Genomic DNA, 13,032 nt, shown 5'->3' with positions numbered 1-13,032 from the left:
AGGGGAGTTGCCCACGGGCCCGAGCCTCCAGTGACCGCGGATTCATGGAGGCCAGTGTCCAGGGGCACTTTTGCGCCCGTGCGGTCACTGCGGACGCTGCTGGAAGGACACCGTGTGAGCCGGATCTCGGTTCGAGGGTTCGCAGTGGCTTCGGCCACCGCTGTCACCACCGTCGGCGCAGTCGTGGGCGTTGCCACCGGCGACGCCACCACGAACGACCTCGAGACCACCGCGTCGGGTGCGACTCTCCTCACTGAAATCCCGGTCGGCGAGCAGGCCCAGGTCCAGAGTGGCTCCCTGACGCAGCAGGCCGACACCATCGCGCACGCCGCCGACGCCGACGCCAAGCGTTCGGCCGAGGAAGCCGCGCGCATCGAGGCCGCCGAGACGGCCAAGGCGAAGAAGTCCGACGCCCAGGCCGCGGCGGACGCGGAAGCCAAGAAGAAGTCCGAGGCCGAGGCCGCCGCGAAGCTGAAGAAGGAACGCGAAGAGGCGGGCGAGGTCGCCAGCCGCTCCGCGGGACGCGACGCCGGCGACTTCGACGTCCAGGGCTCCTACACGGTCGCCGAGGTCAAGGCGATCGCCCGACAGATGGTCCCGGCGGGCCAGTTCCAGTGCTTCTCGGAGATCATCAACCGCGAATCCACCTGGAACTACAAGGCCGTCAACTCCTCCTCGGGCGCCTACGGTCTGGTCCAGGCGCTGCCCGGCTCGAAGATGTCCTCGGCCGGCGCCGACTGGCGCACCAACCCCGCCACCCAGATCAAGTGGGGCCTGGGCTACATGAACGAGCGCTACGGCAGCCCGTGCTCGGCCCTGAGCTTCCACGACGCCAACGACTGGTACTAGGACCCGTCGCCTGGCACGCGCCGCCGCACAACCTCCGGGAGCCCCGCACCGTCCTACGGTGCGGGGCTCCTCGCGTGTACGGTCTTCGAGGTGTGTTCACGGGCGGGGGGAAAGGAAAGACATGTCGAAGAGGGCAGGCTGGCTCGGCAGGATCGGGAGAAAGCTCAGCCAGGTGGAGGCTCGCCTCGACGAACGGCGGGCCGAGGTCGAGGCGGAGACCTCCGACGACCGACCGGTCTCCCAGCCCTCCCCGTCGCCCCTCCCGCCCCCGGGAACCACGAGCCCCGTGCCCACCGCCTCCGGCCGGCGGGTGCGCCCCGACCCGGTGACCGTCATCCCGTGGGGCATGCGCGTGGCCGCGGAGGCCAGTTGGCGGCTGCTGCTGCTCGCGGGGATGCTCTGGGTGCTGATGAAGGTGATCAGTGAGGTCCGCCTGGTCGTCCTCGCCTTCGCCGCCGCCCTGCTCGTCACCGCGCTGCTCCAGCCCTTCGTCGTACGGCTGCGCCGGCTCGGGCTGCCGCGGGGGCTCGCGACGGCCGTGACGGCGATCCTCGGATTCGTCGTCATCGGGCTGGTCGGCTGGTTCGTGGTCTGGCAGGTCATGGAGAACCTCGACGACCTCTCCGACCGGGTCCGCGACGGCATCAACGAGCTGAAGGTCTGGGCACTGGACAGTCCGTTCCACGTGACCGAGAAGCAGATCAACGACATCGCGAAGAACCTCACCGACACCATCGGCACCAACACCGAGGAGATCACCTCCGCCGGACTGCAGGGCGTGACGGTGCTCGTCGAGGTGCTGACGGGCATTCTGCTCGCGATGTTCTCGACGCTCTTCCTGCTCTACGACGGAAAGCGCATCTGGACCTGGGTGCTCGGCCTGGTGCCGGCCGCCGCCCGCCCCGGCATGGCCGGCGCCGGTCCGCGCGCCTGGCGCACGCTGACCGCCTACGTACGGGGCACCGTCCTCGTGGCGCTCATCGACGCCGTCTTCATCGGCCTCGGCCTGTACTTCCTCGACGTCACGATGGCCGTCCCGCTGGCCGTGTTCATCTTCCTGTTCGCCTTCATCCCGCTCGTGGGAGCCGTCATCTCCGGCGCCCTCGCGGTGGTGGTGGCCCTGGTGACCCAGGGGCCGTTCATCGCGCTCATGGTGCTGGCCGTGGTGCTCGCCGTGCAGCAGATCGAGGGCCATGTGCTCCAGCCCTTCATCCTGGGCCGGGCGGTACGGGTGCACCCGCTCGCGGTGGTGCTGTCAGTGGCCGCGGGCGGGATGATCGCGGGCATCGGCGGAGCGGTGGTCGCCGTTCCGCTGGTGGCCGTCACCAACACGGTGGTCGGCTTCCTCAAGGCGTACTCGCGCGAGCAACTCCACCCCGGCGTGGCCGAGGAGGGCCCCGCCCCGCACGGGGCCACCGCGCTGGACGCCTCGCCGCGTACTCCGGCGGAGACGAACCAGGCTGATCGGCGAGCCTGACGGCGGCGCCGTGACGGTGGTCGGGGACGGGGAGAGGGGACGGGGAGAGGGGCGGCGGATGATCGGCGAGCCGGAACTGGACGGCGAGTGGCGGACGGACCGGGCGGGCGAGACGGCGGAATCGGCGCCGGAGCCCGGGGCGGTGCGCGGGGCGGCGCGGGGCCCGCGCGCGCGGTGGGTGTGGGCGCTGGGCGGGGCGGTGGTGGCCTCGGCGGTCTGGGGCGGGACCCTGTTCGCGCAGCACCGTCTCGAACCGGCTCCGCGGATCGCCTACCGGCACGTCGACGACCTCTGCGCGCAGGCGCCCCTGAAGGCGATCGGCACGATCAACGGCACGCCCTTCGACATGACGTGGCCGGGCAGCGAGGCGAGCCCCGCACTCGACTGGTCCTACTGCCGCGCGGCGGGCGGGTACACCGAGGGCCGGCCCTGGTACGGGGTCGAGCTCCTCGTCGAGCGCCACAAGAAGAGCGATCCCCGGCCGGAGTTCGAGGCCGGGCCGGGACTGGACCCGCGCCGCACCGGCGCCTCGGACGTGGAGGAGGTGCCCGGACTCGGTGAACGGGCGCTGCTCAGGCGGCAACCGGGCACGGACGCCCAACTGGCGGTGCGGGACGGCGCTGTGGTCTTCACGTTCCGCGTGGAGTGGAACGTGGACCAGGACCTCGTGGACGAGGACGCGGTCCACGCGGCGATGATCGAGGACATGCGGGCGCTGATGACCCGGCTGCACGAGTGAACGGACGAACGACGGGGCCCCCTCCGCCGGTGACGGCTGCGGGGGCCCCGTTCCACGCGGACGCGGAGCGCTACTCGGCGGCGAGGGCCGCCTCGGCGTCGAGGGTGACCGCGACGGCCTGGATCACCGAGGCGATCTTGAAGGCCTCCTGGATCGTGTCGCGGTCGACACCGGCCTTGCGCAGGACCTGCTCGTGCGAGTCCAGGCACTGGCCACAGCCGTTGATCGCGGAGACCGCGAGCGACCACAGCTCGAAGTCGACCTTCTCCACGCCCGGGTTGCCGATGACGTTCATCCGCAGGCCGGCGCGCAGGGTGCCGTACTCCGGGTCCGACAGCAGGTGACGGGTGCGGTAGAAGACGTTGTTCATCGCCATGATCGCGGCGGCGGACTTGGCGGCCGTGTAGGCCTCCGGCGACAGGACCGCCTTCGCCTCGGGCTCCAGCTCACGCAGGACGCGCGGGGAGCGGGCGGCGATCGCGCAGGACAGGACCGTGCCCCACAGCTGCTGCTGCGGGAGGCCGCTGTTGCCGATGACCGAACCGAGGTTCAGCTTCAGGTCCTTGGCGAAGTCCGGTATGGCGGACTTCAGGGAGTCGAGGGACATCCGTCACTCACCGGCCAGCAGCGTCGGGGCGTCCAGGGTGCCCTCGCCCTTGTTCCAGTTGCACGGGCACAGCTCGTCGGTCTGCAGGGCGTCGAGGACCCGCAGGACCTCCTTGGGGTTACGGCCCACGGAACCGGCGGTCACCATCGTGAACTGGATCTCGTTGTTCTGGTCGACGATGAAGACGGCGCGCTGCGCGAAGCCGTCCTCGCCCTGCACGCCACAGGCCTGCATGAGCTCGTGCTTGGAGTCGGCCAGCATCGGGAAGGGCAGGTCACGCAGGTCGGCGTGGTCCTTGCGCCAGGCGTGGTGGACGAACTCGGAGTCGCCGGAGACGCCGAGGACCTGCGCGTCGCGGTCCTGGAACTCCTCGTTCAGCTTGCCGAAGGCGGCGATCTCGGTCGGGCAGACGAAGGTGAAGTCCTTCGGCCAGAAGAACACCACGCGCCACTTGCCCTCGTAGGACTTGTGGTCGATCTGGGCGAACTCGCTGCCGGCTTCGAGCGAGACGCAAGCGGTCAGATCGTAGCTGGGGAACTTGTCACCGACAGTGAGCACGTGCTCTCCTTGCAAACGGGAAAGTGACCCTTTTGGGGGCTTTCCGAAGGGGTTGGACGGATCTCACATGCTGGCACAGCTGCATTGATTACGGAAATAGCTACTCTTGTGGTTGGTGATCGGAGGTGCCTATCAGTGGCTGTCGGTAATAGGGGACTCAAGCAGGCGACGCTCGCACAGCTCCGCGCGTTCGTGGCCGTGGCGGAGCATCTGCACTTCCGGGACGCGGCCGCCGCCATCGGCATGAGCCAGCCCGCGCTGTCCGGGGCCGTCTCCGCCCTGGAGGAGGCACTCGGGGTCCAACTGCTGGAGCGGACCACCCGCAAGGTGCTGCTCTCCCCGGCGGGCGAGCGGATCGCCGTGCGGGCCCGGGGCGTGCTCGACGCCATGGGCGGGCTGCTGGAGGAGGCCGAGGCCGTACGGGCCCCCTTCACCGGCGTCCTGCGGCTGGGCGTGATCCCCACGGTGGCCCCGTACCTGCTGCCGACCGTGCTGGGGCTCTTCCACCGGCGCTACCCCCGGATGGACCTCCAGGTGCACGAGGAGCAGACGGCCTCCCTGCTGGAGGGACTGGCCGGCGGGCGGCTGGACCTGCTGCTGCTCGCGGTGCCGTTGGGAGTGCCCGGGGTCAGTGAACTACCGCTCTTCGACGAGGACTTCGTACTTCTCGCCCCCCGGGAGCACCCGCTCGCCGGGCGCAAGGACATCCCGCGCGAGGAACTGCGCGGCCTGCAACTGTTGTTGCTCGACGAGGGGCACTGCCTGCGCGACCAGGCCCTCGACATCTGCCGGGAGGCGGGCCGCGCGGCGGGCGCGGACGTCACCACCACCGCCGCCGGTCTGTCCACGCTCGTACAACTGGTCGCCGGGGGACTGGGGGTGACGTTGTTGCCGCGTACCGCGCTGCGCTTGGAGACCACGCGCAACGAGCACCTCGCCACCGGGTACTTCGCCGAGCCGGCCCCCTCCCGGCGCATCGCGCTGGCCATGCGGACCGGCACCGCCCGCCAGGAGGAGTTCCGGGCGATCGCCGCCGCGCTGCGCGAAGCCGTACGCCCGCTCCCGGTGTGGCCGACCGACTGATCCGGTCGGTCGCGGGGGCGGGCGTACGGCCTCGGGCGGGACGGCTCGCGGCCGTCACTCCGTGCGCAGGCCGTCCGGGCGCATCATCCGCAGCAGCGGCGGCAGGCTCAGCAGGGTCACCACGGCGACCACGCCCGCCCCCACCCCCGCCATCCCCAGCACCGGACCCCAGTCGATCCCGACGTTCCGGCCCGCCATCCGGAGCAGCACCGAGCCCAGCCCGATGCCCACCGCGATCGCCAGCGCCATGCCCACCGCGATGGGCAGGGCCGTCTGCCAGAGCACCGACAGGCTCAGCGTGGAGCGCTTGGTGCCGAAGGCCACCAGGGAGGACAGCAGCTTCCTCCTTTCGCGCAGCTGCTCCAGCTGGGAGACGAGCATGCTCGCGCCGATCAGGATCAGGACGCCCGTCGCGCCGAAGAAGAGACCGGTGCGGATCGAGCTGTAACCGGCCACGGTGGCCGTCGAGGTCAGGGTCATGGCCGTGGCGAACGGGTCGGCTTTGAAGGTGGCCGTGCGGGCCCGCTCCAACCCGTCCGGCACCGAGTCGTCCAACTGGAGGAAGATCTGCGCGGACTGGTCGAAGCCCAGGTCCCGGGGGGCCGCCGACGGGGTCGCCAACAGGCCGGTGCGCCGGTTCCCGTTGGGGTCCTCACGGGAGAGGACGGTGCGCGCGTCGGCGGGGAGGGCCCACTTGACGGCCTCCTTGTGGTCGAACGGGCCGCCGGTGAACCCGTTGACGTTGCCGGCGAAGAGCTGGTCGCCGGCCTTGGCGGAGCCCTCGGCGACGGGACCGTCGAGCACGAAGGTGTCGCCGTCCTTGCACGCGCCGAGCTCCGCGACCTCCCGGAGCGCCTCGCAGCTGCCGACGGTCACCGCGATGGTGTCGTCCGCCGGGACCCGGTGCGCGGCGTCGAACGAGGCCAGAGGCACGGTGCGGGCGATGCCGTCGGTCCCGGCGACCTCGGCGGCGAGGGCGTCCAGCCGGTGCTCGCTGCCACTGGGCAGCAGGATCGACACGGCGGCCCGGGTCGGGTCCTGGCCGGTCTCCTTGCGGTAGTCGCCCTCGACGCCCGAGAAGAGCATCTGCAGGGCGATGGCCCCGGCGACCGCCACGGCGATGCCGTTGACGAGGCGGGCGGCCGTCCCGCTGCCGATCTGGAGCCGGCGCACCGCGAGTTGCCAGGAGACCGGCCCACCGGGCGTCCCGCCGACGACGCGTTCCAGTACCCAGGGCAGCAGCGCCGTGATCCCGACCAGCAGCAGCACCACGCCGCCACTGACCTGCCACTGGTTGAACCGCCCGTGCTCGGAGCCGCGTCCCGTCAGCGGGGCGAGCAGTCCGAGTCCGCCGAGCGGCAGCAGCAGCCGCCACCAGACGCGCCGCTTGGCCGGCTTGGCCGTACGGACGACACCGAGCGGTTCGATCACCACGCCGCGCAGGGCGAACAGGGTCACCGCGACGGCCGCCGCCGGCACCGCGACGGCGACGAGGCCGGCGAGCCACGGCGTCGGGTCGAGGTCCGCGGGGAAGACGCTGCGCTGTTGGAGGGTGAGGTTGCCGACCAGTCGGCGACCGATCAGGAAGAAGCCGACACCGAAGCCCAGCCCGAGCACGGATCCGGCGAGCGCCTCGCCGGCCGCGATCCGCCGCACCGCTCGGCTGTCGGCGCCGACCAGGCGCAGCGCGGCGAGCCGGCGGTCCCGTCGCTCGCCGCCGAAGCGGACGGCGGCGGCGATGAGGACGGCGACCGGTGTCAGCAGGGCGACGAAGGTGAGCACGACCATGAGCATCAGCACGGGGTCGAGTGCCCGCCCGCCCGTGTCGTTCGCGAAGCCGGTGACGCGCTCGACGCGGTAACCGTGCTCGCCGTCGGTCCGGAGCCGGTCGTTGCCCAGGTAGAAGAGGAGTTCACCGGGCCCGGTCAGGCCCGCGTCACCGACGATCTCGCCGATCCGGCCGTCCAGGCGCTCCCTGAGGAGGGCGCCGTCGGCGGACTTCATCAGCTTGTCCAGCGCGGGGGAGACGGCCAGTTCGCCCGGGGCGGGGATCCTCTTCAGGCCCGGCGGGACGGGCGCGTCCGGGCCCTCGGCCCGGAGCAGGCTGCCTTCGATGTCCAGCCCGTGGTAGGTCTGCCGGGCGGCCGCGGTCAGCAGGGTGTCCCGGCCGGGGGCGGCCGCCGACGGCGCGGTCGTCGTGGACCGGGCGTCGGCCCGCTCGTCGCGGGCGGTGAGCGCGCCGGGGACGGCGGTGCTGATCAGCAGCAGCGCGACGCCCAGGCCCACGCCCACGCCCGTGAGCAGGGTCCGGGTCCAGCCCTCGCGGCCGCCGCCGAGGGCGAACCGTACGCCCATGGCCAGGTCGCGGCACCAGGTGCGGAGCGTGTTCATACCAGGCGCTCCATGTCGCGGGACCTGCCGTCGCGGACGACGATCTCGCGGTCGGAGTACGCGGCGACCCGGGTCTCGTGCGTGACGAGGACGACCGCCGCGTTGGCGGAGCGGGCGGCCTCGGTGAGCAGTTGCATGACCAGTTCGCCGTTGAGGGAGTCCAGGGCGCCGGTCGGCTCGTCGGCGAAGATGACGCGGGGTCGGGTGACCAGGGCGCGGGCCACGGCCACGCGCTGGCCCTGGCCGCCGGAGATCTCGCCGGGACGCTTGGCCCCCAGGTCGTCGACCTGGAGCCGCTCCATCCACCCGAGGGCGGTCCGCTCGGCCTCCTTGCGCTTGACGCCGGCCAGGCGCAGCGGGAGGGCGACGTTCTCCACGCAGGTGAGCTCCGGTACGAGCTGCCCGAACTGGAAGACGAAGCCGAACTCGGCGCGGCGCAGGGCGCTGCGCTCGGCGTCGTTCATCGTGGACAGCTCGCGGCCGGCGTAGGTGACGGTGCCGGAGTCGGGCGCGACGATGCCGGCGAGGCAGTGCAGCAACGTCGACTTGCCGGAGCCGGAGGGTCCCATGACGGCGACGACCTCGCCGGGGTGGATCGAGAACTCCGCGCCGTCCAGGGCCTTGGCGGACCCGTAGGTCTTGCGCAGGTCCGTGGCGCACAGCAGGGTGCCGGCCGGGGTCATCGGCGTATCTCCTGACCGAGCTGGTCGAGTCGGGCGGCGGTGAGTTCGAGCCACCGCAGGTCCGCTTCGAGGTGGAAGAGGGCGTGGTCGCAGACGAGTTGGTCGGCGAGGTCGCCCTTGCGCTTGCGGGTGGTCAGCAGGCGCATGAGGCGCAGGTGCTCGGAGCGTTGGGCGTCCAGCAGTTCCTGCGCGCCGCGGCCCGTGAGCAGGGCCAGTACCACCTTGGTGTACAGGGTGGACTGGAGGTACGGCTCGGGCTTCTCGGGCTGCGCGAGCCAGGTCTCGACGTCGGTGATCCCCGCGTCGGTGATGGCGTACCGCTTGCGGTCGGGACCGCCGCCGCTCTCTATCCCCTCGACCTCGACGAGGCCGTTCTTCAGCAGCCGGGACATGGTCGAGTAGACCTGCCCGTAGGCGAGGGGACGGTCGTGACCGAACTTCTCGTCGAAGGCGCGTTTGAGGTCGTAGCCGTGCCGGGGGCCGGCTTCCAGTAGACCCAGAAGGGTGTGACCGATGGACATGGCCGCGACTATACACCGGAGGTATACGCGCGGTGTATACCCCCGGTGCATAGCTTGCCGGACCGGTGTTTCGGCTGGTCAGAGGATGTTCGCCCGCAGGGACCCGTTCGGTTTCAGGAGTCCGAGGAGGTACGGGGTCGGCCGCGCCGCGGGATCGGCTCCGCCCCGCCCGGCAGCCGGCCGGAGTCGGCCAGGGCCCGTCGGAGCAGGAACTCGATCTGCGCGTTGGCGCTGCGCAGCTCCTCGCCGGCCCAGCGCGCGAGCGCGTCGTACACCTGCGGGTCCAGCCGCAGCAGGACCTGCTTGCGGGCCTGGCGCGCGGCCCGCGCCGTGCGCTCGGGGCCCCGCGCGGACGGGGCGTCGGACGCCCCGTCGGAGCCGGAGCCGGAGCCGGAGCCTGCGGCCACCGAGCCGCCGGACTGCGCGGCGCCGGACTGTCCGCCGGACTGCGCCGCGCCGGACTGTGCGTCGGGCCGGGTGCCGGGTCGGCGGCCGGGGTCCCCGCCGGGTCCGGCGCCGGGGTCGGGGTGCGTGCCGCGGACGGGGCTCACTGATAGAGGGTGCCCGTGTTGATGACGGGCTGCGCCGCGCGATCCCCGCAGAGGACGACCATCAGGTTGGAGACCATGGAGGCCTTGCGTTCGGGATCCAGGTCCACGATGTCCTCCTCGGCCAGGCGGGTCAGGGCGAGTTCCACCATGCCCACCGCGCCCTCGACGATCTGCTTGCGGGCCGCCACGACGGCGCCCGCCTGCTGGCGCTGGAGCATTGCGGAGGCGATCTCCGGAGCGTACGCGAGATGCGTGAACCGGGACTCGATGATGTGCACGCCCGCCGCCTCGACCCGGGTCGCCAGTTCCACCGCCAGTTCCTCGGTGATCTCCTCGGCGTTGCCGCGCAGCGACAGTCCGCCCTCGTCGTGCGAGTCGTAGGGGTACTCGATCGCGATGTGCCGGACCGCGGCCTCGGTCTGCGTCTCGACGAACTCGGTGAAGTCCTCGACCTCGAAGACCGCGCGCGCGGTGTCCTCCACCCGCCACACCACGACCGCCGCCAGCTCGATCGGGTTGCCGTACGCGTCGTTGACCTTCAGGACGGCCGTCTCGTGGTTGCGGACCCGGGTGGAGATCTTCCTGCGGGAGGTCAGCGGGTTGACCCAGCGCAGCCCGTCCGTCCGGATGGTGCCCCGGTAGCGGCCGAAGAGCTGGACGACCCGGGCCTCGCCCGGAGCCACCGTGTTGAGCCCGCACATGGCGATGATCGAGGCGGGGATCAGCAGGACGCCGAGCGTGATCAGGACGGCCTTGGCCGCCGTCGCGGAGACGATCGCGCCGCCCGCGATCAGGCCGGCCCCGGCGAGCGCTCCGGCCAGCCCCAGCAGCAGGGCCGCTCCGCCGCCGACGCTGCGCGCCGCGAACTCCCGTGTGGGGCTTGCGGATGCGGGTGTCGAACGCGTGGTGTCCGTGGTGTTCCCGGTGTCGGGCGACACTGATGTGCTGCTCATGTTCTGCCCCCGTTTGTCATGCCGTGTCCGGACCTGTTCGATCAGAACGCCTAGCAAAGTGATATCACTTTTTGCGTACACCGCAACCCTTGCGGTCTTATGTGCGTCGGTTCCATTGGCGTGGGTGCTGATTGTCACGTCCGAATTGACCGGTATTGATCAGGGTTAGTCGACCTTTGTCACAGCCTGCGGTGTTAGTTTTCTGAGCTGACGTCGGGGGGGTAATCGAGCGGAGCGGGAGCGATGGGCCGAGCAGAAGCGCGACGGGCGCAGCAGCAGCGCGGAGCGCGGAAAGCACCGAGCGGGCGCTCCAACGGGCGCGCGGGCAAGTCGGGCCGAAAGCCGGCGGGCAAACCCTCCGGCATACGCCGCTTCTTCACCTGGAAGAAGATCCTCGGGTTCTTCTTCGGGCTCATCCTGCTCACGATGGGCGCCCTGGTCGTCCTCTACTACATGGTGGAACCGCCGGACAAGGCCAACGAGCAGGCCGAACTCCAGAGCAACACCTACGAGTACTCCGACGGCTCGATCATGGCCCGCACGGGCAAGACGAACCGCGAGAAGGTCGGGATCGACAAGATCCCGGAGCAGGTGCGCACGGCCTTCATCGCGATCGAGAACAAGTCCTTCTACGAGGACCAGGGCGTCGACGTGATGGGTGTCGCCCGAGGCCTGTTCAACACGGTCACCGGCAAGGGCAAGGCCGGCGGTTCGACGATCACCCAGCAGTACGTCAAGAACTACTACCTCACCCAGGACCAGTCGGCGACGCGCAAGGCCCGAGAGCTGATCATCGCTCTGAAGGTCGACCAGCGCATGAAGAAGGACGAGATCCTCCTCGGCTACCTGAACACCAACTTCTACGGCCGCAACGCCTACGGCATCCAGGCCGCGGCACAGGCCTACTACGGCGTCGACACCGACAAGCTGACGCTGGAGCAGGGCGCCTACCTCGCCGCCGTCATCCAGGCCCCCAGCCAGTACGACTGGGCGACCGCCGGACCGAACGGCAAGCGGCTGGTCATGATCCGCTTCAACGCCGTCCTCGACAACATGGTCGAGATGGGCAAGCTGGACCCGGCCAAGCGCAAGGCCCTGAAGTTCCAGGAGCCCATCAAGCCCAAGCCCGCCCCGGGCATGGACGGCCAGAAGGGCTACTTCGTCGAGGCGGCCAAGAAGGAACTCGACCGCCAGGGCATCGACGAGGCCGCCATCGCGGCGGGCGGCTGGACGTTCCGGCTGAACATCGACAAGAAGAAGCAGGCCGCGATGGAGAAGGCGGTCAACGACGAGCTGGAGTCCAAGCTCGACCGTAAGGACACCAAGGGCCGCCCCCAGGACCAGAGCGTCCAGGCCGGCGCGACCTCGGTGGACGCCAAGACCGGCGCGATCGTGGCGATGTACGGCGGCACGGGCCTGTCCGACAAGTACGAGAGCAACGCGCTGCGCACCGACTTCCAGCCCGGCTCGACCTTCAAGCCGATCGTGCTCGCCACGGCCCTGGAGACCGGCGCGCGGACGCAGGAGGGCAAGGAGATCACCCCCAACGCCCTCTACGACGGCACCAGCAAGCGCCCGGTCGTCGGCAGCGACATCCCGTTCGCCCCGCAGAACCAGGACGAGCGCAACTACGGCGACCCGCTGCTCACGGTCCAGAAGGCCACCAACGCCTCCGTGAACTCCGTCTACGCCCAGATGATCGTGGACACCAAGCCGGAGAAGGTGAAGAAGCAGGCCCTCGCCCTCGGCATGGTCGACCGCGACGGCTGGCCCGCGGACAAGCCCGCCATGTCGCTCGGCACCATGAGCGCCAACACCGTCGAGATGGCCGGCGTCTACGCCACCCTCGGCAACCACGGCAAGAAGATCACCCCGACCATCGTGAAGTCGGCCGAGCACAAGGACTCCGACTTCAAGCCGGCCGGCGCGATCGGCAGCCAGGTCCTCACCCGCAAGACCGCCGACACCGTCACCAAGGTGCTCACCGGCGTCGTCAACGACGGCTCCGGCGAAGTGGTCAAGAGCTCCGCCTACGAAGCGGCGGGCAAGACCGGCACCACCGAGTCCAACGTCGCCGCCTGGTTCACCGGGTACACCCCGGAGCTCGTCACCGTCGTCGCGATGTTCGGCGAGGAGCCCGGCAGCCACAAGCAGGTCACCCTGACCGGCACCGCCGGCAAGGGGCGCGCGGGCGGCTCCAGCTTCCCGGCCGAGATCTGGCGCGCGTACACACTGGCCGCGCTCAAGGGCCAGAGCACCGACGAGTTCAGCCTGCCGGACGCCGAGATGGGCACGGTGGAGGCACCGCCGCGCACCAGCTCCCCGTCCATCACGCCGAGCCCGTCGTCCAGCGCCCCGGCCACCACCCCCAGCAGGACCCCGAGCTCCTCGAAGCCGGCGTCGCCCTCGCACAAGCCGGATCCGACGAAGAGCAGCACGAAGCCGTCGAACACCCCCGATCCGACGAAGTCGAACCCGACCAAGAGCCCGGACCCGACCAGGTCCCCGCTCTTCCCCCCGGCTCCCGACCCGCAGGAGTAGGGACCGGCGGCGCCCACGACACAGGACCGCCCCGCGGCGAGCACGCCGCGGGGCGGTCCTGTGTCGTACGGGATCGGGC

12 protein-coding genes are annotated in these 13,032 nt (G+C 70.9%); 5 read left to right on the top strand and 7 right to left on the bottom strand.

The genetic code is table 11. The features are described from left to right. Positions 1 to 114 precede the first annotated feature (114 nt). From ACIRO3_RS03140 to ACIRO3_RS03130, 3 genes are all read left to right on the top strand, one after another. On the top strand, positions 115 to 849 hold the full coding sequence (locus ACIRO3_RS03140) for a transglycosylase SLT domain-containing protein (RefSeq protein ID WP_361772008.1): 735 nt from the start codon (positions 115 to 117) through the stop codon (positions 847 to 849). A 121-nt stretch (positions 850 to 970) separates the two neighbouring features. Then, positions 971 to 2,326, top strand: coding sequence for an AI-2E family transporter (locus tag ACIRO3_RS03135; protein WP_404131821.1), 1,356 nt, complete (start codon positions 971 to 973; stop codon positions 2,324 to 2,326). A 58-nt stretch (positions 2,327 to 2,384) separates the two neighbouring features. Beyond that, the gene (locus ACIRO3_RS03130; RefSeq protein WP_404131819.1) at positions 2,385 to 3,065 is read left to right on the top strand and encodes a hypothetical protein; all 681 of its coding nucleotides are present in this window, start codon (positions 2,385 to 2,387) and stop codon (positions 3,063 to 3,065) included. Positions 3,066 to 3,135: 70 nt separating this feature from the next. Here ACIRO3_RS03130 and ACIRO3_RS03125 read toward each other — a convergent pair whose 3' ends face one another. Both ACIRO3_RS03125 and ACIRO3_RS03120 read right to left on the bottom strand, forming a co-directional pair. Further along, complete coding sequence (locus ACIRO3_RS03125) at positions 3,136 to 3,672, bottom strand: alkyl hydroperoxide reductase (protein WP_365998060.1); 537 nt, start codon at positions 3,670 to 3,672, stop codon at positions 3,136 to 3,138. Between the two features lie 3 nt (positions 3,673 to 3,675). Beyond that, positions 3,676 to 4,230: a peroxiredoxin gene (locus ACIRO3_RS03120; RefSeq protein WP_404131817.1), complete on the bottom strand. Its 555-nt coding sequence runs from the start codon at positions 4,228 to 4,230 to the stop codon at positions 3,676 to 3,678. A 135-nt stretch (positions 4,231 to 4,365) separates the two neighbouring features. Here ACIRO3_RS03120 and ACIRO3_RS03115 point away from each other — a divergent pair, with 135 nt between their 5' ends. Further along, entirely contained in the window at positions 4,366 to 5,313 is a 948-nt protein-coding gene (locus tag ACIRO3_RS03115) for a hydrogen peroxide-inducible genes activator (protein WP_361772011.1), read from the top strand. Between the two features lie 54 nt (positions 5,314 to 5,367). On the opposite strand, the gene ACIRO3_RS03110 is transcribed toward ACIRO3_RS03115, so the two are convergent. The 5 genes from ACIRO3_RS03110 to ACIRO3_RS03090 all read right to left on the bottom strand — a co-directional run bounded on the left by ACIRO3_RS03110 (position 5,368) and on the right by ACIRO3_RS03090 (position 10,412). Further along, the gene (locus tag ACIRO3_RS03110; protein ID WP_404131815.1) at positions 5,368 to 7,704 is read right to left on the bottom strand and encodes an ABC transporter permease; all 2,337 of its coding nucleotides are present in this window, start codon (positions 7,702 to 7,704) and stop codon (positions 5,368 to 5,370) included. Continuing rightward, the gene (locus ACIRO3_RS03105; protein ID WP_404131813.1) at positions 7,701 to 8,387 is read right to left on the bottom strand and encodes an ABC transporter ATP-binding protein; all 687 of its coding nucleotides are present in this window, start codon (positions 8,385 to 8,387) and stop codon (positions 7,701 to 7,703) included. Before ACIRO3_RS03105 ends, ACIRO3_RS03110 begins: the two co-directional genes overlap by 4 nt. Beyond that, positions 8,384 to 8,908, bottom strand: coding sequence for a PadR family transcriptional regulator (locus ACIRO3_RS03100; protein WP_361772014.1), 525 nt, complete (start codon positions 8,906 to 8,908; stop codon positions 8,384 to 8,386). Before ACIRO3_RS03100 ends, ACIRO3_RS03105 begins: the two co-directional genes overlap by 4 nt. 113 nt (positions 8,909 to 9,021) lie before the next feature. Beyond that, a complete protein-coding gene (locus tag ACIRO3_RS03095; protein ID WP_404132339.1) occupies positions 9,022 to 9,315 on the bottom strand; it encodes a hypothetical protein in 294 nt (97 codons plus the stop codon). A gap of 140 nt (positions 9,316 to 9,455) precedes the next feature. Beyond that, positions 9,456 to 10,412: an SPFH domain-containing protein gene (locus tag ACIRO3_RS03090; RefSeq protein ID WP_404131811.1), complete on the bottom strand. Its 957-nt coding sequence runs from the start codon at positions 10,410 to 10,412 to the stop codon at positions 9,456 to 9,458. Between the two features lie 243 nt (positions 10,413 to 10,655). On the opposite strand from ACIRO3_RS03090, the gene ACIRO3_RS03085 reads away from it, so the two are divergent. Then, on the top strand, positions 10,656 to 12,953 hold the full coding sequence (locus tag ACIRO3_RS03085; protein ID WP_404131809.1) for a transglycosylase domain-containing protein: 2,298 nt from the start codon (positions 10,656 to 10,658) through the stop codon (positions 12,951 to 12,953). Positions 12,954 to 13,032 lie beyond the last annotated feature (79 nt).

The sequence above is a fragment of the Streptomyces sp. NPDC102278 genome, assembly GCF_044766345.1.
GTDB lineage: Bacteria > Actinomycetota > Actinomycetes > Streptomycetales > Streptomycetaceae > Streptomyces.
Note: the sequence above shows the minus strand (reverse complement) of the source record. Positions and strands in the feature narration are given on the sequence as shown.

What these genes read in the sequence shown, in the direction of transcription:
- ACIRO3_RS03135 (WP_404131821.1), top strand. Translation starts at nt 971, where the DNA reads ATGTCGAAGAGGGCAGGCTGGCTCGGCAGGATCGGGAGAAAGCTCAGC.
- ACIRO3_RS03130 (WP_404131819.1), top strand. Translation starts at nt 2,385, where the DNA reads ATGATCGGCGAGCCGGAACTGGACGGCGAGTGGCGGACGGACCGGGCG.
- ACIRO3_RS03125 (WP_365998060.1), bottom strand. Translation starts at nt 3,672, where the DNA reads ATGTCCCTCGACTCCCTGAAGTCCGCCATACCGGACTTCGCCAAGGAC.
- ACIRO3_RS03110 (WP_404131815.1), bottom strand. Translation starts at nt 7,704, where the DNA reads ATGAACACGCTCCGCACCTGGTGCCGCGACCTGGCCATGGGCGTACGG.
- ACIRO3_RS03105 (WP_404131813.1), bottom strand. Translation starts at nt 8,387, where the DNA reads ATGACCCCGGCCGGCACCCTGCTGTGCGCCACGGACCTGCGCAAGACC.
- ACIRO3_RS03100 (WP_361772014.1), bottom strand. Translation starts at nt 8,908, where the DNA reads ATGTCCATCGGTCACACCCTTCTGGGTCTACTGGAAGCCGGCCCCCGG.
- ACIRO3_RS03090 (WP_404131811.1), bottom strand. Translation starts at nt 10,412, where the DNA reads ATGAGCAGCACATCAGTGTCGCCCGACACCGGGAACACCACGGACACC.
- ACIRO3_RS03085 (WP_404131809.1), top strand. Translation starts at nt 10,656, where the DNA reads ATGGGCCGAGCAGAAGCGCGACGGGCGCAGCAGCAGCGCGGAGCGCGG.